Source organism: Pseudomonas sp. IPO3749, from assembly GCF_013386605.1.
Lineage (GTDB): Bacteria > Pseudomonadota > Gammaproteobacteria > Pseudomonadales > Pseudomonadaceae > Aquipseudomonas > Aquipseudomonas azotoformans_A.
The window spans coordinates 54,916-75,367 of sequence record NZ_JACARN010000072.1; the positions used below are offsets into that span (position 1 = coordinate 54,916).

Genomic DNA, 20,452 nt, shown 5'->3' on the forward strand with positions numbered 1-20,452 from the left:
AAATAAAATTCGATGCGTAACAGACTGTTTTTTAGCCAGCTCGTTCATGCGCAACATTTTGAAGGCCAAAATAGGGCCTCAACAAGACAGCCGCAGTGGCCGTCACTCAGTCGGATCAGTATCCTAGCACCTCCTCGCCCGCCGACGCTAAGACCAAGCGGGCAGCCCAACAGGTTTAAAAACGAATGAATGCTCTAGCCCGCCGCGCCGCAGGCCTGCTGTTCAGCACAGTTTGTCTGCCTCTTTCAGCCTTGGCTGCCGACCCACAACCCACCCATGAATTCACCCTGGACAACGGCCTGAAGGTGGTCGTACGCGAAGATCATCGCGCGCCAGTGGTGGTTTCCCAGGTTTGGTACAAGGTTGGTTCGAGCTACGAAACCCCGGGCCAGACCGGTTTGTCCCACGCCCTGGAACACATGATGTTCAAGGGCAGCGCCAAAGTCGGCCCCGGCGAAGCCTCGCTGATCCTGCGCGACCTGGGCGCCGAAGAGAACGCCTTCACCAGCGACGATTACACCGCCTACTACCAAGTACTGGCCCGTGATCGCCTGGGCGTCGCCTTCGAACTGGAAGCCGACCGCATGGCCAGCCTGCGCCTGCCGGCCGACGAGTTCAGCCGCGAAATCGAGGTCATCAAGGAGGAGCGCCGCCTGCGCACCGACGATAACCCGATGTCCAAGGCCTACGAGCGCTTCAAGGCCATGGCTTTCCCGGCCAGCGGCTATCACACGCCGACCATCGGCTGGATGGCCGACCTGGACCGCATGAAGGTCGAAGAGCTGCGTCACTGGTACCAATCCTGGTACGTGCCGAACAATGCCGCGTTGGTGGTGGTCGGCGACGTCACCCCGGACGAGGTGAAAAACCTGGCCCAGCGCTACTTTGGCCCGATTCCCAAGCGTGACGTGCCACCGGCCAAGATCCCGATGGAACTCGCCGAGCCTGGCGAGCGTCTGCTGACCATGAAGGTGCAGACCCAACTGCCAAGCGTGATCCTGGGCTTCAACGTGCCTGCCCTGGCCACCGCCGAAGACAAACGCTCGGTGCAGGCCTTGCGCCTGATCTCGGCGTTGCTGGACGGCGGCTACAGTGCACGGATCTCCGAACAGTTGGAGCGCGGTGAAGAGCTGGTGTCCGCCGCCTCCACCAACTACGACGCCTACACCCGTGGCGACACCCTGTTCATGCTGACCGCCACGCCCAATCAGCAGAAGAAAAAGACCGTCGCCCAAGCCGAAGCCGGCCTGTGGCGTCTGCTGGAAGAGCTGAAGGCAAAGCCGCCGACCGCCGAAGAGCTGGAACGCATCCGCGCCCAGGTGATTGCCGGCCTGGTCTACCAGCGTGATTCCATCACCAGCCAGGCCACGGCCATTGGCTCCCTGGAGACCGTTGGCCTGTCCTGGAAACTGATGGACACCGAGCTTGCCGACCTGCAAAGCGTGACCCCGGAGGATATCCAGAAAGCCGCGCGAACCTATTTCACCCGCGAACGTCTCAGCGTCGCCCATGTCTTGCCTCTGGAGACCGCTCATGAGTGATCGCAAAAGCAGCCGCCTGATTTTCCCCGGCCTGATCGTTGTCACCCTGATCGCCGCCAGTGCCGTGTATTTCCTGCGTCCGAGCGACTCCGTCGCCAGCCCGGCGCTGGAAAAAGCCCAGTCGAGCAACAAACTGCAATCCCTGGCAGAGCTGGACGACAAGGCACCGACCAACCGCAAGCTCGACGTACAAACCTGGACCACCGCCGAAGGCGCCAAGGTGCTGTTCGTCGAAGCTCATGAACTGCCGATGTTCGATGTGCGCATCCTGTTCGCCGCCGGCAGCAGCCAGGACGGCAACGTGCCGGGCCTGGCGCTGATGACCAACGCCATGCTCAACGAAGGCGTGCCGGGCAAGGATGTAAGCCAGATCGCCCGTGACTTCGAGGGCCTGGGCGCGGACTTTGGCAATGGCGCGTACCGCGACATGGCGCTGGTGTCCCTGCGCAGCCTCAGCGACAGCGATAAACGCGACGCCGCCCTGAGCCTGTTTGACCAGGTGATCGGCAAGCCGACCTTCCCCGCCGACTCCCTGGCGCGGATCAAGAACCAGATCCTCGCCGGCTTCGAGTACCAGAAGCAGAACCCCGGCAAGCTGGCGAGCCTGGAGTTGTTCAAGCGCCTCTATGGCGACCACCCTTACGCGCACCCGAGCGAAGGCACGCCGGAGAGCGTTCCGAAGATTACCCTGGCGCAGTTGCAGGGGTTCCATGCCAAGGCCTATGCGGCCGGCAACGCGGTGATCGCGGTGGTGGGTGACCTGACCCGCGCCGAAGCCGAAGCCATGACCGGCAAGATTTCCGCCTCGCTGCCTAAAGGCCCGGCCTTGCCGAAAATCGCCCAGCCGACCGAACCCAAGCCGGGTTTGAACCGCATCGAATTCCCGTCCAAGCAGACGCACCTGCTGTTCGCCCAACTGGGCATCGACCGCGCCGACCCGGACTATGCGGCTTTGTCCCTGGGTAACCAGATCCTTGGCGGCGGTGGTTTCGGCACCCGCCTGATGAGCGAAGTGCGTGAAAAACGCGGCCTCACCTATGGCGTGTACTCCGGCTTTTCACCGATGCAGGTGCGCGGCCCGTTCATGATCCAGCTGCAGACCCGCGCCGAAATGAGCGGCGGCACCCTGCGCCTGGTGGAAGACGTGGTGAAGGACTACCTCGACAACGGCCCGACGCAAAAGGAACTGGATGACGCCAAGCGTGAGCTGGCTGGCAGCTTCCCACTGTCCACCGCGAGCAACGCCGATATCGCCGGGCAGTTGGGCGCGATGGGTTTCTACAACCTGCCGCTGACCTATCTGGAAGATTTCATGAAACAATCCCAGGCCCTGACCGTAGAGCAGGTCAAGGCTGCCATGAACAAACACTTGAGCGCCGACAAGATGGTCATCGTGACCGCCGGCCCGACGATTGCGCAAAAGCCACTACCGCCCCCCACTGACAAACCCGCCGAGCAGCCGCTCGGGGTTCCGGAGCATTAATGGCCAGTTCATCTCGCCCGAAAAAACCTGTCCACAACGTGCATAACGGTGTGGGCCAGCTGCGCATCATTGGCGGCGAATGGCGCAGCCGCAAGCTGAGCTTCCCTGACGTGGTCGGCCTGCGCCCGACGCCGGACCGCGTGCGTGAAACCCTGTTCAACTGGCTCGCGCCGTACATCGCGGGCGCCAAGGTGCTGGACCCGTTTGCCGGCAGTGGCGCGTTGTTCCTGGAGTCGTTGTCCCGTGGCGCCGCCCAGGCTCAGGCGCTGGATGCGAGTAATATCGCAGTCTCCAGCCTCAAGGAACACCTGGGCACCCTGCGCTGCACCAATGGCCAGGTGCAAACCGCCGACGCGCTGCGGTACCTGGAAACCCAGCCAGCCAGCCCGTTCGACGTGGTGTTCCTCGACCCGCCGTTCAACCAGAACCTGCTGCCGACCGTGTGCACGCTGCTGGAAGAACGTCAGTGGCTGGCGCCGGATGCGTGGATCTACACTGAAAGCGAGACCGCGCCTTCGACCCTGGGCCTGCCGGCAAGCTGGCGCCTGCACAGGGAGCAGAAGTCCGGACGGGTGTATTACGCGTTGTGGCATCGGCTGGTCGAAAGCGCCGCTTAAACTGTGGTGAGCGGGTTTGTTGTGGCGAGGGAGCTTGCTCCCGCTGGGCTGCAAAGCAGCCCCAAAACCTGCAACCGTGCTCTGACTGAACAAACGCGGCGCTCTTGATAGGGCTGCTGCGCAGCCCAGCGGGAGCAAGCTCCCTCGCCACAGTTAAATGTGCTTGCTGCTGAGAGTTTCATGAAGCCTTCTACCCACCTGTTCACCCCCGCCTTCGGCCTCGGCAACCCCCACCTGCAAACACTGTGGGGGCCGCTGTGGCGTCCCACCACCCACATCGACCGCCAACGCGAGCGCCTGTGGCTGGAAGACGGCGACTTCCTCGACCTCGACTGGCATGGCCCCCACGACGCGCAAGCGCCGTTGGTGCTGGTGCTGCACGGGCTGACCGGTTCATCCAACTCGCCTTACGTGGCCGGCCTGCAAAAAGCCCTGGCTGCGCAAGGCTGGGCCAGCGCCGCGTTGAACTGGCGTGGCTGTTCGGGCGAACCGAATCTGTTGGCGCGCAGCTATCACTCCGGTGCCAGCGAAGACCTCGCGGCAGCGATTGCCCATCTGCGCACCAAGCGGCCGTTGGCGCCGCTGTATGCCGTGGGTTATTCGCTGGGCGGCAATGTGTTGCTCAAGCACCTGGGCGAAACCGGCGCGGCATCGGGACTGCAAGGCGCGGCGGCGGTGTCGGTGCCGTTTCGCCTGGACCAATGTGCAGACCGCATCGGCCTGGGCTTTTCGCGGGTTTATCAGAAGCACTTCATGCGTGAAATGCTGGCGTATATCCGCGTCAAGCAGCGTCGTTTTCTGCAGGACGGCCAGGCAGATGGGCTCAAAACCCTGGAAGCCTTGGGCTCACTGGAAAAGATGCGTACGTTCTGGGATTTCGATGGGCGGGTGACTGCGCCGCTCCACGGGTTTCTGAGTGCCGAGGACTATTACCGCCGTGCGTCGAGCCGCTATTACCTGGGCGATATCCGCACGCCCACCCTGATCATCCAGGCCGCCGATGACCCGTTTGTGTTCGCCCATAGCCTGCCCGAGGCGAGTGAATTATCGGCGTGCACGGAGTTTGAGCTGCTGGCCAAGGGTGGGCATGTGGGGTTTGTCGATGGCACCCTCAAGCGCCCCGGTTATTACCTGGAGCGCCGTATTCCCGCCTGGTTGCTCAGTCGCCGGTAGCGATTGCCCGCGTCGGATCAGTAATCCACTCGCTCCATGACCCCGCATACAACTTGCCCAACGGGTAACCCGCCAAGCTCAGGGCGAACAGGTTGTGGCACGCCGTCACGCCCGAACCGCAATACGCCACCAGTTCATCCGGCGAGCGGCCTTGCAGTTGGGCGGCGAAGCGCTGCTTGAGCTGTTCAGCCGGCAGGAAGCGGCCGTCCGCGCCCAGGTTTTCGTTGAAGGCCGCACATTGCGCGCCCGGGATGTGCCCGGCGATCGGGTCAATCGGCTCCACTTCGCCACGAAAGCGTGGTTGAGCGCGGGCATCGATCAGCGTCAATCCCGGCTGGCCCAGGCGTTTTTGCAGGTGTTCGGCGTCCAGCAACAAGCGGTTGTCCGGCATACCAGCGAACGTCCCAGGCTCAACCAGCGGCGCGTCCAGGCTCAGCGGGAAACCTGCGGCGTGCCAGGCCTTGAGGCCGCCATCCAGGATAAACACGCCATCGCGCTTGCCCAGCCAGGCCAGCAGCCACCAGGCGCGGGCGGCATAGGCGCCGGGGCCGTCGTCGTACAGCACGATTTCGGTATCTGCGTTGATGCCCCACGCCCGCAATTGCTGGCCCAAGGTGTCCGCCGCCGGCAATGGGTGACGTCCCGTGACGCCCTTGGTCACCGGGCCACTGAGGTGTCGCTCCAGGTCGGCGTATTGCGCGCCTTCGATATGCCCCTCGGCATAGCTGCAACGCCCGTAGTCCGGGTCTTCCAAGGCAAAACGGCAATCCAGGATCACCACCCCGCCGGCCTTCTGGCGCTCGGCCAGTTGCTGGGGGCTGATCAGTTGGGCAAGCGGCATGACGGACTCCTAGTGAACAGATTCGGGAAAGGTCCTACTTCACTTCTTCCAATGCCTGATTCAACGGCACGTAAAACTCTTTGAACAATGCATCCACGGCGTCTTTGGCTTGAGGGGTGACAAACCCGGCCTCCAGCACCAGCACCTGATACACCCCACGCTTGATCGCCTCGGCGCTCAAATGGGCAGAGTTTTCATTGGTGGTGCACAAGAAACGCACCCAGGAGGTGAGGATGATCCAGGCGTTGAGGGTCAGGGCTTCGGTTTGCACCGGGTCCATATTGAGGATGCCGGCATCGACAAACCCTTGGTAAATAGCCCCGCCCTGGGTCAGGCAGCGCTGGGAAAAGCGCCGATAGCCGGTCGCCAGTTCCGGGTCGCTTTCCAGCAGATGTTCGAGGTCGCGGTGCAGGAAACGGTAGCGCCACATGCCGGCCAGCACGGCCTGCAGGTAGAAACGTTTGTCTTCGACGGTGACGGCACGGCCTTGGGGCGGGCGCAGGAAACTGTCCACCAGCGCTTCATATTCGCGAAACAGCACGGCGATGATCGCCTGCTTGTTGGGGAAGTGGTAGTACAGGTTGCCCGGCGAAATTTCCATGTGGGCGGCGATGTGGTTGGTGCTCACACTGCGCTCGCCCTGCTGGTTAAAAAGCTCCAGGCTGGTTTGCACAATGCGCTCGCTGGTCTTTACTCGTGGTGCCATAGGGGATCAGCTTCTGTACACGTGATGGGGCATCTTACGGCCTAATCTTGCAGGGATAAATCCGCAACTGCGTAATGACATTTGACAATTTAGAGCAATGACTCTAAAAATCCAGGCAGACCTATAACAATCGGGAACGCCGCCATGTCTGCCAACGTTGCCTATCTGCAAGATTCCCAGGTGCTGGACCAGCTCCAAGACCTGTTCGACACCCAGCGCCGCGCCTACGCCGCCAACCCGATGCCGCCGGCCGCACAACGCCAGCAATGGCTCAAGTCCCTGCGCGACCTGCTCAGCGACGAGCGCCAGGCGCTGATCAACGCGATCAGCCAGGACTTCAGCCACCGCAGTGCGGACGAAACCCTGTTCGCCGAACTGATGCCCAGCCTGCACGGCATTCACTACGCCAGCAAACACCTCAAGGGTTGGATGAAACCTTCCCGTCGCGCCGTAGGCATTGCCTTCCAGCCCGCGTCAGCCAAAGTCATCTATCAACCCCTGGGCGTGGTGGGCGTGATCGTGCCCTGGAACTACCCGTTGTACCTGGCTATCGGCCCGTTGGTCGGCGCATTGGCGGCGGGCAATCGGGTGATGCTCAAGCTCAGCGAGTCCACCCCCGCCACCGGCGAGTTGCTCAAGGCACTGCTGGCGAAGATCTTCCCCGAGGACCTGGTGTGCGTGGTGCTGGGTGAGGCAGAAGTCGGCATGGCCTTCTCCAAGCTGCCCTTCGATCACCTGCTGTTTACCGGCGCCACCAGCATTGGCAAGCATGTGATGCGTGCAGCCGCCGAACACCTCACGCCGGTCACCCTGGAATTGGGTGGCAAGTCGCCCGCCATCGTGTCCGCCGATGTACCGCTCAAGGACGCTGCCGAACGCATCGCCTTCGGCAAAGCGCTGAACGCGGGGCAAACCTGCGTGGCACCGGACTACGTGTTGGTGCCGGAAGATCGCGTCGAGGGTTTCGTGGAGGCCTACACCCAGGCCGTTCGCGGGTTCTATCCGACCCTGGTCGACAACCCGGACTACACGGCCATCATCAACGAACGACAACTGGCCCGGCTCAACGCCTACGTCAAGGACGCCACCGACAAAGGCGCCACCCTGATTCCGCTGTACGACCAAGGCCAGGCGCGGCGCATGGCCCACAGCCTGTTGTTGAATGTCAGCGATGACATGACCGTGATGCAGGACGAAATCTTCGGCCCTGTGCTGCCGATCGTGCCGTATCGCGGCATCGACCAGGCCTTTGCCTACATCAACCAACGCCCTCGGCCACTGGCCCTGTATTACTTCGGCTACAACAAGGGCGAGCAGGACCGTGTGCTCCACGAAACCCATTCCGGCGGGGTGTGCCTGAACGACACCCTGCTGCATGTGGCCCAGGACGACATGCCGTTCGGCGGCATCGGCCCTTCGGGCATGGGCCATTACCACGGCCACGAAGGCTTCCTCACCTTCAGCAAAGCCAAAGGCGTGCTGGTGAAACAGCGCCTGAACGCGGCGAAGTTGATCTATCCGCCCTACGGCAAATCGATCCAGAAGTTGATCCAGAAGCTGTTCGTCCGCTGAAACCGCCACCCACGGGATAACAATAACAATGAACCCTAGCCTGACTGAAACACCCGCGCTGTCGCGGCGCGGCGTCCTGAAAATCGGCCTGTGCGCCAGCGCCTTCCTGGCCACCGCCGGGCTGGGCGCCAGCCTCAGCGGTTGCTCCAGCAGCACGCCGGCCAGCGGTTTCGTGATGTTGCGTAGCAGTGATCTGCCGTTCCTGCGCGCCTTGATCCCGGTGTTGCTGGAAGGTGTGGCCAGTGCTCAGGCAGTTGCCAGCGGTGTTGAAGACACCCTCAAGAAGCTCGATTTCAGCCTGCAGCGGCTGTCGCCGGAGATGTTCAAGCTCACCCAGCAACTGTTCGACGTGTTGGGCATGGCCATCACCCGTGGCCCGCTGACCGGGATCTGGGGCAGTTGGGAAAACGCCAGCGGCGAGCAAATCCGCAACTTTCTGCACCGCTGGGAAAACAGCTACCTCAACCTGCTGCGCATGGGCCAGGGCTCGCTGCTCAAGCTGGTGGTCATGGCCTGGTACTTCCAGCCGGCGTCCTGGGCCCATTGCGGTTACCCCGGCCCGCCGAAAATTTGAATCGCCTCCCCCCACAATAAAAACTAGAGACGACCCTGATGCCCGTACCCGATCCCTTCCGCGACGGCATGGCCCGTGGCTGGAAAACCCACAATGGCGCCGCCCTCGACAACGACCTGACGCTGGAAGCCGATGTGGCGATCATCGGCAGCGGTGCCGGTGGCGGTACCACCGCGGAAATCCTCAGCGCCGCCGGCTACAAGGTGCTGCTGATCGAAGAGGGTCCGCTCAAGACCAGCAGCGATTTCAAGTTGCTGGAAGACGAGGCCTACACCAGCCTGTATCAGGAGGGCATCGGCCGCATGAGCAAGGATGGCGCGATCACCATCCTTCAGGGCCGTGCAGTAGGCGGCACGACGCTGATCAACTGGACATCGAGCTTCCGTACCCCGGACGCCACGCTCAGCCACTGGGCCAGCGAATATGCGGTGAAGGGGCATAGCAGCGCCGAAATGGCGCCGTGGTTCGAAAAGATGGAGCAGCGCCTAGGCATCGCGCCCTGGGCCCTGCCGCCCAATCCCAACAACGATGTGATCCGCAAAGGCTGCGAGAAGCTCGGCTACAGCTGGCACGTGATCCCGCGCAATGTGCGCGGCTGCTTCAACCTGGGGTATTGCGGCATGGGTTGCCCGGTCAATGCCAAGCAGTCGATGCTGGTGACCACGATTCCGTCCACCCTGGAAAAGGGCGGCGAACTGCTCTACCTGGCCCGCGCCGAACGCCTGATCTACAGCGGCGACACGATCAGCAGCCTGGAGTGCGTGGCCATGGACAACCTATGCGTGGCACCGACCGGTCGCAAGATCACCGTGAAGGCCAAGCACTACGTACTGTCCGGCGGCGGCATCAACAGCCCGGCGCTGCTGATGCGTTCGGATGCGCCCGACCCACACAAGCGGCTTGGCAAGCGTACCTTCCTGCATCTGGTGAATTTCTCCGCCGGGTTGTTCGATGAGGTGATCAACCCGTTCTACGGCGCGCCGCAATCGATCTATTCCGACCATTTCCAGTGGCAGGACGGCACCACTGGCAAAATGTCCTACAAGCTGGAGGCACCGCCCTTACATCCTGCGCTGGCCAGTACGTTGCTCGGTGGTTATGGCACCCAGAACGCCCTGGACATGAGCCAATTGCCCAATACCCACGCGATGCTGGCGCTGCTGCGCGATGGTTTCCACCCCGACAGCCCCGGCGGCAGCGTGGAGTTGCGCGGTGATGGTACGCCGGTGCTCGACTATCAAGTGTCGGACTACGCCTGGGATGGCTTGCGCCGTGCGTTCCACAGCATGGCCGAGATCCAGTTCGCCGCGGGCGCCAAGTCGGTCAAGCCGCTGCATCACGATGCGCGCTACGTGAAAACCTTGGGCGAAGCGCGCACGATGATCGAGGAACTCAACCTGGAACTGCACCGCACCTGCCTGGGCAGTGCCCATGTGATGGGCGGTTGTGCCATGGGCGAAGACCCGAAAAATGCAGTAGCCGACAGCCTTGGTCGCCACCATCAGTTGCGCAACCTGTCGATCCACGACGGGTCATTATTCCCCACCAGCATTGGGGCCAATCCACAATTATCGGTGTACGGTTTGACCGCCCAATTGGCGACAGCATTGGCCGAACGTCTGAAAACGGCATGAAAAAACGCGCGATTAGCGGTATGTATCTACATAAGTCGACTTGGCCGACCGGGATGGCTGCGATACCATCCGGTTCCCCAACGGACTCCGCCAGGACGACGCGATGAACCGAGTGTTGTACCCAGGAACCTTCGACCCGATTACCAAAGGCCATGGCGATCTGGTCGAACGTGCCTCACGCTTGTTCGACCATGTGATCATCGCGGTCGCAGCCAGCCCCAAGAAAAACCCGCTGTTTCCCCTGGAACAGCGCGTGGAGCTGGCGCGTGAGGTCACCAAACACCTGCCCAACGTGGAAGTGGTGGGCTTTTCCACGCTGCTGGCGCATTTCGCCAAAGAGCAGAACGCCAATGTGTTCCTGCGCGGCCTGCGTGCAGTGTCGGATTTCGAATATGAATTCCAGCTGGCCAACATGAACCGCCAGTTGGCGCCGGACGTGGAAAGTCTGTTCCTCACGCCGTCGGAACGTTATTCGTTCATTTCCTCGACGTTGGTCCGAGAAATCGCCGCTTTGGGCGGGGATATCACCAAGTTCGTGCATCCGGCTGTAGCAGATGCGCTGACGCTGCGCTTCAAGAAGTAACACCGTTCAATCGGCGCCTGCTCGCACTGCGGGCGCCAATGCGGCACAATTGCGCGCATTAGTTTTCAGATGCCTTGGCTGACGGCCCTGGCAGGAGTTTCCATGTCCCTGATCATCACCGACGATTGCATCAACTGCGACGTCTGCGAACCCGAGTGCCCGAACGCCGCGATTTCCCAGGGCGAAGAAATCTACGTGATCGACCCCAATCTGTGCACCCAGTGTGTCGGCCACTACGACGAGCCTCAATGCCAGCAAGTATGCCCGGTGGATTGCATCCCGCTGGATGAGGCTCATCCGGAGACGGAAGAGCAGTTGATGGCCAAGTACCGATTGATTACCGGTAAAGCCTAAGACTGACATTTGGGGCAAAACACGCTCGCGCGTTGCCCCAGCACCACATTGCGCAATTCGCTCCCGCAGACCTTGCACGCCTCGCCGCCCCGGCCATAGACAAACAGTTCCTGCTGGAAATACCCCGGCTGCCCGTCGCCGCCGATAAAGTCGCGCAGCGTGGTGCCGCCGCGCTCAATGGCGGCGGCTAGGATGCGCTTGATCTCGATTGCCAGCTTCAAGTAACGCGCCCGCGAAATGCCGCCCGCCTCGCGACGCGGGTCGATCCCCGCCGCAAACAGTGCTTCGGTCGCGTAGATATTGCCCACGCCCACCACCACCGCGTTGTCCATGATGAACGGCTTCACCGCCATCGAACGGCCACGGGACAGTTGGAACAACCGCTCGCCATCAAACAGATCCGTCAGCGGCTCCGGCCCCAGGCGGATCAATAACTCATGGTTGTGTGGGTCCTGGCTCCAGAGCATCGCGCCGAAGCGTCGAGGGTCGGTGTAACGCAGCGCCAGCCCCGACTCCAACTCGATGTCCACATGCTCATGCTTGGCCGCCGGCATGCCGACTTCCACCAGGCGCAGGTTGCCTGACATACCCAAGTGGCTGATCAAAGTGCCCACTTCGGCATTGATCAGCAGGTACTTGGCCCGCCGCTCCACCAGCACGATGCGCTGCCCGGACAGGCGCACATCGAGGTCTTCCGGGATCGGCCAGCGCAGGCGCCGTTCACGCACGACTACGCGGCTGACCCGCTGGCCTTCCAGGTGTGGCGCGATGCCGCGTCGGGTGGTTTCGACTTCGGGTAACTCGGGCATGTGTACCTCTTGAAGAAAGGGTCAGTGGGCGCCCAGCTCGCGGATCGACAACTTCATGCTTTCGAAGTCGTAGTCCGACAGGCCCACGTAGTCCAGCACCAGATGGCCGATGGCATTCCACTCATGGTCCACCGCCTGGTTGCCCAGCACGCGATAGGACGAGCAGATGTGCTCGGCCATCTTCAGGATCGCCAGCAGGTTTTTCAGCTGTGAATTGCGCGACGACTCATCGCTGAACACCGCCAAGGCGTTGTGGTGGTTGGCGATGGCGTCGGTCACATGTTCCGGCAGGCGCCAGGACTTGGCGGTGTAGTAACCGACCACGGCGTGGTTGGTGTTGAACGCGTTGTTCTCGGTGTCGACCACGCGGCAGTCGGGGCCGGCATTGGCATAAGCCTGCTCCAGCACCGACATGTAGTTGGGGAAGCGCTTGAGCATCAGCGGCACGCCGCAATCGTGGAACAGGCCCAAGGCATAGGCTTCGTCCACCGCCTGGGCGCCGGTACGCTTGGCCAGGGTGAGGCAGGTCATGGCCACATCCTGGGCGGTGTCCCAGAAGCGGTTGAGGGTGACGATGGTGTCGTCGCTCATTTCGCCCTTGATCGACAGCGCGTTGATCAGGTTGATGATCGAACGGCTGCCCAGCAGGTTCACCGCGCGCTGGATCGAGGCGATCTTGTTGCTCAGGCCGAAATACGACGAGTTGACGATCTTCAGCAATGCGCCGGAAAGACCCGGGTCTTGGGCGATCAACCGTGCGATCACTTCCAGGTCCGGATCGGGCATGTACTGCTCCATCTGCAAATCCACCATGATTTGCGGTTGAGGCGGCACGCTGATGCCTTGCAGGGCCTGCTGGATCTGTTCGGAGGAAAGCTCTTGGGACATAAGTACACACTCTGGGCTAGGCGGGGATTCTAACCCTTATCCGCCGCGTGCTGACACCTTCCCGCACATCCGGCTACCCGGCCATTTCCTACACAACAAGGTATACTCCCGCTCTTTTTTCCGGAGCGACGTCATGTCCCTGCCAAGCCTGCGTCTCAAAGCCAACGCCGATCGTCGTTTGCGCAACGGCCACCTGTGGGTCTACAGCAACGAAATCGACGTGGCCGCCACCCCACTCCACGGCTTCCAGGCAGGCGACCAGGCTATCCTGGAAGCGGCCGGCGGCAAGACCCTGGGCATCGTGGCCATGAGCCCGAACAACCTGATTTGCGCCCGCCTGCTGTCGCGCGACATCAAGCTGCCGTTGGACAAGTCGCTGCTGGTGCACCGCCTGAACGTCGCCCTGTCCCTGCGTGATCGCCTGTTCGACAAGCCGTTCTACCGCCTGGTCTACGGCGATTCCGACCTGTTGCCAGGCCTGGTGGTCGACCGTTTCGGCGACATCCTCGTGGTGCAGATCGCCTCGGCGACCATGGAAGCCCATAAAGAAGACGTGATCGCCGCGCTGACCCAAGTGCTCAAGCCGAGCGGCATTCTGTTCAAGAACGACTCCGCCGCGCGCGACGCCGAAGGCCTCAACCGCTACGTCGAAACCGTGTTCGGCCTGGTGCCGGAGTGGGTTGCGCTGGAAGAGAACGGCGTGAAATTCGAAGCCCCGGTGATCCAGGGCCAGAAGACCGGCTGGTTCTACGACCACCGCATGAACCGCGCACGCCTGGCCCCGTATGCCAAAGGCAAGCGCGTACTCGACCTGTACAGCTACATCGGCGGCTGGGGCGTGCAAGCTGCGGCCTTCGGCGCCAGTGAAGTGTTCTGCGTCGACGCCTCCGCCTTCGCCCTCGACGGCGTGGAGCGCAACGCCGCGCTGAACGGCTTTGCCGAGAAGATGACCTGCATCGAAGGCGACGTGTTCGAAGCCTTGAAAGAACTGAAAGCCAGCGAAGAACGCTTCGACGTGATCGTTGCCGACCCACCGGCCTTCATCAAGCGCAAAAAAGACATGAAGAACGGCGAAGGCGCCTACCGCCGCCTGAACGAGCAAGCCATGCGCCTGCTCAGCAAGGACGGCATCCTGGTCAGCGCATCGTGCTCCATGCACTTGCCGGAGGACAGCCTGCAAAACATCCTGCTGACCAGCGCCCGTCACCTCGACCGCAATATCCAGATGCTGGAGCGCGGTGGCCAGGGTCCCGATCATCCGGTTCACCCCGCGATCGACGAGACGCGTTACATCAAGAGCATTACGTGCCGGTTGCTGCCGAACAGCTGATGCCGTTGGCCTGTAGGCGCCTTAGGGCTCCTACAGGCTTTTATGAAAGTTCGTACCGCTCCAGTCTTTGACTTTCCCTTACATAAACTTGATCCTCGAGCGCCTCACGGAATCGAGGCCCGCCCATGTCGACGGCAATCACGCACGCTGAAAAACCCTTCATTGTTTTCTGGCTGATGACCATGACCCTGCTGGGCGTCTTCCCGCTTGACGTCGTGCTGCCTTCCTTTCCCGCCCTGGCGGAACACTTCTCCACCTCGACCACCCAGATCGCCCGCTCAGTCAGCCTGTTCGCCATCGGTTTTTCCTGCTCCATGCTGTTGATCGGCCCGCTGTCCGACAGGATCGGCCGCAAGAAGCTGCTATTGGCCAGCATGGCCGTTGCAATCATTGGCGCGGCCGGGTGCCTGGCGGCCAGCAACACACCGCAATTTCTGTTCTTCCGTGTTATCCAGGCCATGGGCTGCGGCGGTTTCATATTGTCCCAAGCACTGGTGCAAGACCTGTTCTTCGGCAGAGAACAGGAGCGGTTGCGGATCGCAATGGTCACGGCCGGAGGCATCTTCATATCGATTTCCCCGCTGCTGGGCGCGTGGCTGCAACTGCACTGGGGATGGCAAGCCAGCTTCTATGTGTTTATCGCGCTGTGTGCCGCAACCTTGATCATGGCGCATCGGCTGCTCCACGGCGGCTTGCCTCAAGCAGCACCGAGCCACCAGAGCCTGCTCAAGGCCTACGCCAAGGTCTTCGCCAACCGCCACTTCGCCAGCTATGCCACGATCTCGGCCATTACGTTCGCCTGCCATTTCTCATTCATCGTGGTGTCACCGCTGATTTTCATGGACCAGTTGCAGTTGTCGCCCCATGAGTACTCCCTGACCTTGCTCCTCTACGGCGCCGCTTACGTAATGGGCGGAATCTGTGCTGGTTTCCTGCACAAACGGCTACCGGCTGCGACCCAGATGGCCATCGGGCTGGTGCTGATCGCGATCTCGGGCGGGGTCATGTTGTTCCTGGCCTATCAGTTCGGCGTATCAATCGCGACCGTGCTGGTGCCCATGCTGCTCTGCACCGCAGGCACCACCATCACCCGACCTATTTCCAACTCCAAGGCCATGAGCTTGTTTCCAGACAATGCAGGTACGGCGGCATCAGCCGTTGCAGCGGTGCTGTTCATTGCCGGTGGCCTTATCAGTGCCTTCATCAGTACCTTTACCCACTACCTGAGCACGGCGCTGGGTCTGTGCTTTCTGATGCTGAGCATCGTCGCCCTGGTCTTGAACGCATGGGCACGGCGCCACCCGCACGTCCCGTAGCCGCTATCTTCACGGTTTCGGCCATTCCCTCCAGGCGCCAGCGGTGTAGAATCGGCCTTATTCATCGCCAGTCATCCCCCGGCGGGTTTATGAGCTCGAGGCCCAAGCAAGCGGCGATCCCGCGACGCGAGTGGCAACTTCCGGACACACGGCCATTTTTCGGGTGTTCCTGACGTCAATTAGAAGCTCACTCCCCTTTGATACCGATTAGCCGCCCGGAGTGCTCCATGCCAGATTACCGCTCGAAAACATCCACCCACGGCCGCAATATGGCCGGCGCGCGCGCACTGTGGCGTGCCACGGGGATGAAAGATGACGACTTCAAGAAGCCGATCATCGCGATTGCCAACTCGTTCACCCAGTTCGTACCGGGCCACGTCCACCTCAAGGACCTGGGCCAACTGGTCGCCCGCGAGATCGAACGCGCTGGCGGTGTCGCCAAGGAATTCAACACCATTGCCGTGGATGACGGCATCGCCATGGGCCATGACGGCATGCTGTATTCCCTACCGAGCCGCGAGATCATCGCCGACTCCGTGGAATACATGGTCAACGCCCACTGCGCCGACGCCATCGTCTGCATCTCCAACTGCGACAAGATCACGCCTGGCATGCTGATGGCGTCCCTGCGCCTGAACATCCCGGTGATCTTCGTGTCCGGCGGCCCGATGGAAGCCGGCAAGACCAAGCTCGCCTCCCACGGCCTGGACCTGGTCGACGCCATGGTCATCGCAGCCGATTCCAGCGCTTCTGACGAGAAGGTCGCGGAATACGAGCGCAGCGCCTGCCCAACCTGCGGTTCGTGCTCCGGCATGTTCACCGCCAACTCGATGAACTGCCTGGTGGAAGCCCTGGGCCTGGCCTTGCCGGGCAACGGTTCCACCCTCGCCACCCACAGCGACCGTGAACAACTGTTCCTGCAGGCCGGCCGTACCATCGTCGAGCTGTGCAAGCGCTACTACCACGACAACGATGAGTCGGTGTTGCCGCGCAACATCGCCAACTTCAAGGCGTTTGAAAACGCCATGACCCTGGACATCGCCATGGGCGGCTCCACCAATACCATCCTGCACTTGCTGGCCGCCGCCCAGGAAGCCGAGATCGATTTCGACCTGCGCGACATCGACCGTCTGTCCCGCCACGTGCCGCAGCTGTGCAAAGTCGCGCCGAACATCCAGAAGTACCACATGGAAGACGTGCACCGCGCCGGCGGGATCTTCTCGATCCTGGGTTCGCTGGCCCGTGGCGGCCTGTTGCACACCGACCTGCCGACCGTGCACAGCAAGTCCATTGCCGAAGGCATCGCCAAGTGGGACATCACCCAGACGGACGACGAAGCCGTGCACACCTTCTTCAAGGCTGGCCCGGCGGGTATCCCGACGCAAACCGCGTTCAGCCAGTCGACCCGTTGGGACACCCTGGACGACGACCGTGAAAACGGCTGCATCCGCAGTGTCGAGCACGCCTACTCCCAAGAAGGCGGCCTGGCCGTGCTGTACGGCAACATCGCCCTCGACGGCTGCGTGGTGAAAACCGCCGGTGTGGATGAGTCCATCCACGTCTTCGAAGGTCGCGCCAAGATCTACGAAAGCCAGGACAGCTCGGTTCGCGGCATCCTCGCCGACGAAGTGAAGGAAGGCGACATCGTGATCATCCGCTACGAAGGCCCGAAAGGCGGTCCAGGTATGCAGGAGATGTTGTACCCGACGTCCTACCTGAAATCCAAAGGCCTGGGCAAAGCCTGCGCCCTGCTGACCGACGGCCGTTTCTCCGGCGGTACGTCAGGCCTGTCCATCGGCCACGCTTCGCCAGAAGCCGCTGCCGGCGGCGCGATTGGCCTGGTGCAGGATGGCGACAAGGTGCTGATCGACATTCCGAACCGCTCGATCAACCTGTTGATCAGCGATGAAGAACTGGCGGCACGCCGGGTCGAGCAGGACAAGAAAGGCTGGAAGCCAGTGGAGAAGCGTCCGCGCAAAGTGACGACCGCGTTGAAGGCTTACGCCCTGCTGGCCACCAGTGCCGACAAGGGTGCTGTGCGCAACAAGGCGATGCTTGACGGTCTGTAAGCTGCGCCCATGAAAATGCCCCGCCAAGTGCGGGGCATTTTTTTGTCTGGCCGAATCTCCAATCCACTGAAGATCAAATGTGGGAGCTGGCTTGCCTGCTCCCACACTGATCGCACTTCGACTTAAGACGCTTACTGGATCTCGTCTGGCTTGACGATCACCCAGTTCTTGTCCGCCGTCACCGGCAACCCTTCCTTGGCCTGCGCCGCCGCGTGCTTGGCGATCATGCCGTTCAGTTGGGTCATGTATTTGTCCTTGCGGTTGATCCACAGGTGGATGCCGCCCTTGGCCACGTCCACATCGTGGAACAGCATGTAGCCATCGCTGGTCGGCGTGTCGCCACCCACCAGCACCGGTTTTTTCCACTCGTCGATGTAGGTGAGGATCGCCGCGTGTTTACCGGCCATCCAGGTCGCCGGGGTCCACAGGTACGGGGTGAGTTCCAGGCCGAGGTTGGCCTTCTCGTCATAGTTGCCAGCGCTGATCTGTTTGCGCGCGGTGGTCAGTTCGCCGGTCTTGCGGTCCTTGAGCAGGGTGGTCACGCCGATGACGTTCTCGGGTTTGACGTTGTAGCCGTACTTCGGATCGGCGGCGACCATGCGCACCAGTTCTTCCGAGGCGGCGGTCATCACATACACCTCGATGCCGTTTTCCATCAGCTTGTTGTACAGCTCGGCCTGGCCGGTGAAGACTTTCGGCGGTTGCACCTCGGACTTCTTCACCACATCGCCTTCAAAATAGCTGACGGGCACGGGCTTGCCGGAGGCCATCAACTCATCGACCTGCACTTTGAGTTCTTTGAGAGTGAACCCCGAAAACACCTGGGCGACCCACGGGTAGCACACCATGTCGTCCACTTCGCAGAGGCGATAATAGTAACTGAACAGACTTTCCTTATGGTCGGCGGTGTCTTTGAACGGCATAAGCTTGAGGGATGGATCAAGGCTGTCGCGGGTGATCAGGCCTTTGTTTTCCATGTAGGGCAGCAGGGATTCTTCGAGGTCGTAGCGGTAGCTAGTGTTATCCATGTCGAACACCGCGAAGTTACCCTTGTTGGCGTTGGCGGCGATCATTTCGTTCAGTTGCTTGGCGGCCGGGGCTGGCCAGTGTTTCAACTCGGTGGCGGCCATGGTTTGGCCGGCAAGGCCAAGGCACAGCGCGGCGGCAAACAATCTCGAAGCGAGCTTCATAAACGTTTCTCCCTGAGTGAAAGACATCGACGCTAACAAATCCCTGTGACAGTTATCGCCCGAGCGCGACCGCTTGCGTCGTGATCGCGCCAACGGCATGTGCCTGAGCGTCAAACACTTATTCCAAAAACGACAGTCGCCATTCCATATCGGTATTAAATCAATATATTTCAAGCTGTTAGGCTTTCCGGTTCGCAATCGCAGGCTCACGCGATTGGCTGCCTTCTCAACGGAGCTTCAATGAATCTGCCCCTGATTCTCAACTTACTGGTGTTCGTGGCCCTGTTGCTGGGCCTGGCACAAACCCGTCGTACTAACTGGAGCCTCGCCAAGAAGGTGCTATTTGCCCTCGTACTTGGCGTGGTGTTCGGCACCGTTCTGCACACGATCTACGGCGATGGCAATCCGGTACTCAAGGCCTCCATCGGCTGGTTCGACCTGGTCGGCAACGGCTATGTGCAACTGCTGCAAATGATCGTGATCCCGCTGGTATTTGCCTCGATCCTCAGCGCCGTGGCACGCCTGCACAATGCCTCGTCCCTGGGCAAGATCAGCTTCCTGACCATCGGCACGCTGCTGTTCACCACGGCGATTGCGGCGCTGATCGGTATCGGCCTGACCAACCTGTTCGGCCTCACCGCCGAGGGCCTGGTGGCCGGCACCCAGGAAATGGCGCGCCTGCAAGTGATCCAGAGTGATTACGCGGGCAAGGTCGCCGACCTGAATATCCCGCAGCTGCTGCTGTCGTTCGTGCCAGCCAACCCGTTTGCCGACCTGGCACGGGCCAAGCCGACCTCGATCATCAGCGTGGTGATTTTCGCTGCCTTCCTGGGGGTTGCCGCGCTGCAATTGCTCAAGGATGACGTGGAAAAAGGCCAGAAAGTCCTTAACGCCATCGACACCCTGCAAGCCTGGGTGATGCGCCTGGTGCGCCTGGTGATGAAGCTCACGCCCTACGGTGTACTGGCGCTGATGACCAAGGTGGTGGCCGGTTCCAACCTGCAAGACATCATCAAGCTCGGCAGTTTTGTGGTGGTGTCGTACCTGGCGCTGGGCCTGATGTTCGTGGTGCACGGCCTGCTGCTGTCCGTGGCCGGGATCAACCCGCTGCGTTTCTTCCGCAAAGTGTGGCCGGTGCTGACGTTTGCCTTCACCAGCCGCTCCAGCGCGGCGGCGATCCCGCTGAGCATTGAAGCGCAGACCCGTCGCCTGGGCATCCCGCAATCCATCGCCGGTTTCGCTGCCTCGTTTGGCGCGACGATTGGCCAGAACGGCTGCGCAGGGCTTTACCCGGCGATGTTGGCGGTGATGGTCGCGCCGACCGTAGGCATCAACCCGCTGGACCCGCTGTGGATCGCGACTTTGGTGGCGATTGTGACCTTGAGTTCGGCAGGCGTTGCCGGCGTGGGCGGCGGTGCAACCTTCGCCGCGCTGATCGTACTGCCGGCCATGGGCTTGCCAGTGTCACTGGTGGCGCTGCTGATTTCCGTAGAGCCGCTGATCGACATGGGTCGTACGGCGCTGAACGTGAATGGTTCGATGACGGCGGGGGCGATTACCAGCCAGGTCATGGGGCAGACGGATAAAGCGCTGTTGAATGCGGATGAGCATGCGGAGTTAGCGCAGGCCTGAAGCCAAACCAATAACTGTGGTGAGCGGGCTTACACCCGCGTTGGGTGGCGAAGCCGCCCCAAAACCGGATGTCGTAGTCTACCTGACACAACGCGGCGGTCTTATTTGGGGTGGCTTCGCCACCCAGCGCGGGGCAAGCC

The 20,452-nt window shown here is 61.6% G+C and carries 18 protein-coding genes; 13 read left to right on the forward strand and 5 right to left on the reverse strand.

The window, feature by feature from the left end; genetic code table 11:
* The first annotated feature begins 185 nt into the window (after positions 1–185).
* The 4 genes from HX812_RS25545 to HX812_RS25560 all read left to right on the forward strand — a co-directional run bounded on the left by HX812_RS25545 (position 186) and on the right by HX812_RS25560 (position 4,814).
* Entirely contained in the window at positions 186–1,541 is a 1,356-nt protein-coding gene (locus tag HX812_RS25545) for a pitrilysin family protein (RefSeq protein WP_038850623.1), read from the forward strand.
* Positions 1,534–3,024: a pitrilysin family protein gene (locus HX812_RS25550; protein ID WP_038850625.1), complete on the forward strand. Its 1,491-nt coding sequence runs from the start codon at positions 1,534–1,536 to the stop codon at positions 3,022–3,024. Before HX812_RS25545 ends, HX812_RS25550 begins: the two co-directional genes overlap by 8 nt.
* Positions 3,024–3,641 carry a 16S rRNA (guanine(966)-N(2))-methyltransferase RsmD gene (rsmD, locus tag HX812_RS25555; RefSeq protein WP_038850626.1) on the forward strand — a complete coding sequence of 206 codons (618 nt, stop codon included), beginning with the start codon at positions 3,024–3,026 and terminating at the stop codon, positions 3,639–3,641. Before HX812_RS25550 ends, rsmD begins: the two co-directional genes overlap by 1 nt.
* A 180-nt stretch (positions 3,642–3,821) precedes the next feature.
* Entirely contained in the window at positions 3,822–4,814 is a 993-nt protein-coding gene (locus HX812_RS25560; RefSeq protein ID WP_038850628.1) for a hydrolase, read from the forward strand.
* Here the strand turns inward: HX812_RS25560 and HX812_RS25565 are convergent.
* Both HX812_RS25565 and HX812_RS25570 read right to left on the reverse strand, forming a co-directional pair.
* Entirely contained in the window at positions 4,801–5,655 is an 855-nt protein-coding gene (locus tag HX812_RS25565) for a sulfurtransferase (RefSeq protein ID WP_038850630.1), read from the reverse strand. The two genes, HX812_RS25560 and HX812_RS25565, sit on opposite strands and share 14 nt — an antisense overlap.
* A gap of 34 nt (positions 5,656–5,689) precedes the next feature.
* Positions 5,690–6,361: a TetR/AcrR family transcriptional regulator gene (locus HX812_RS25570; protein WP_010207263.1), complete on the reverse strand. Its 672-nt coding sequence runs from the start codon at positions 6,359–6,361 to the stop codon at positions 5,690–5,692.
* 144 nt (positions 6,362–6,505) lie between these two features.
* Here HX812_RS25570 and HX812_RS25575 point away from each other — a divergent pair, with 144 nt between their 5' ends.
* The 5 genes from HX812_RS25575 (at position 6,506) to HX812_RS25595 (ending at position 11,078) form a co-directional block, all read left to right on the forward strand.
* Positions 6,506–7,933 carry a coniferyl aldehyde dehydrogenase gene (locus HX812_RS25575; protein ID WP_038850632.1) on the forward strand — a complete coding sequence of 476 codons (1,428 nt, stop codon included), beginning with the start codon at positions 6,506–6,508 and terminating at the stop codon, positions 7,931–7,933.
* Between the two features lie 28 nt (positions 7,934–7,961).
* Positions 7,962–8,507 carry a hypothetical protein gene (locus HX812_RS25580; protein WP_038850634.1) on the forward strand — a complete coding sequence of 182 codons (546 nt, stop codon included), beginning with the start codon at positions 7,962–7,964 and terminating at the stop codon, positions 8,505–8,507.
* A gap of 38 nt (positions 8,508–8,545) precedes the next feature.
* Positions 8,546–10,141, forward strand: coding sequence for a GMC family oxidoreductase (locus tag HX812_RS25585; protein WP_038850637.1), 1,596 nt, complete (start codon positions 8,546–8,548; stop codon positions 10,139–10,141).
* A gap of 103 nt (positions 10,142–10,244) precedes the next feature.
* Positions 10,245–10,724 carry a pantetheine-phosphate adenylyltransferase gene (gene coaD / locus HX812_RS25590; RefSeq protein WP_003176711.1) on the forward strand — a complete coding sequence of 160 codons (480 nt, stop codon included), beginning with the start codon at positions 10,245–10,247 and terminating at the stop codon, positions 10,722–10,724.
* Between the two features lie 102 nt (positions 10,725–10,826).
* A complete protein-coding gene (locus HX812_RS25595; protein ID WP_017139475.1) occupies positions 10,827–11,078 on the forward strand; it encodes a YfhL family 4Fe-4S dicluster ferredoxin in 252 nt (83 codons plus the stop codon).
* Here the strand turns inward: HX812_RS25595 and mutM are convergent.
* Together mutM and HX812_RS25605 are read right to left on the reverse strand one after the other, a co-directional pair.
* Entirely contained in the window at positions 11,075–11,887 is an 813-nt protein-coding gene (gene mutM / locus HX812_RS25600) for a bifunctional DNA-formamidopyrimidine glycosylase/DNA-(apurinic or apyrimidinic site) lyase (RefSeq protein ID WP_038850639.1), read from the reverse strand. The genes HX812_RS25595 and mutM overlap by 4 nt on opposite strands.
* A gap of 21 nt (positions 11,888–11,908) precedes the next feature.
* Positions 11,909–12,721, reverse strand: coding sequence for an HDOD domain-containing protein (locus HX812_RS25605; RefSeq protein WP_177002757.1), 813 nt, complete (start codon positions 12,719–12,721; stop codon positions 11,909–11,911).
* Positions 12,722–12,908: 187 nt separating this feature from the next.
* On the opposite strand from HX812_RS25605, the gene HX812_RS25610 reads away from it, so the two are divergent.
* The 3 genes from HX812_RS25610 (at position 12,909) to ilvD (ending at position 17,490) form a co-directional block, all read left to right on the forward strand.
* Positions 12,909–14,105: a class I SAM-dependent rRNA methyltransferase gene (locus tag HX812_RS25610; RefSeq protein WP_033897037.1), complete on the forward strand. Its 1,197-nt coding sequence runs from the start codon at positions 12,909–12,911 to the stop codon at positions 14,103–14,105.
* 125 nt (positions 14,106–14,230) lie between these two features.
* Positions 14,231–15,421, forward strand: a complete 1,191-nt coding sequence (locus tag HX812_RS25615; protein WP_038850643.1) for an MFS transporter — start codon at positions 14,231–14,233, stop codon at positions 15,419–15,421.
* Between the two features lie 227 nt (positions 15,422–15,648).
* Positions 15,649–17,490, forward strand: coding sequence for a dihydroxy-acid dehydratase (gene ilvD / locus HX812_RS25620; RefSeq protein ID WP_016976011.1), 1,842 nt, complete (start codon positions 15,649–15,651; stop codon positions 17,488–17,490).
* Between the two features lie 131 nt (positions 17,491–17,621).
* Here the strand turns inward: ilvD and HX812_RS25625 are convergent, their stop codons facing one another.
* The gene (locus HX812_RS25625; protein ID WP_038850646.1) at positions 17,622–18,680 is read right to left on the reverse strand and encodes a hypothetical protein; all 1,059 of its coding nucleotides are present in this window, start codon (positions 18,678–18,680) and stop codon (positions 17,622–17,624) included.
* 240 nt (positions 18,681–18,920) lie between these two features.
* Here HX812_RS25625 and HX812_RS25630 point away from each other — a divergent pair, with 240 nt between their 5' ends.
* Positions 18,921–20,312: an L-cystine transporter gene (locus HX812_RS25630; RefSeq protein WP_038850649.1), complete on the forward strand. Its 1,392-nt coding sequence runs from the start codon at positions 18,921–18,923 to the stop codon at positions 20,310–20,312.
* Positions 20,313–20,452 lie beyond the last annotated feature (140 nt).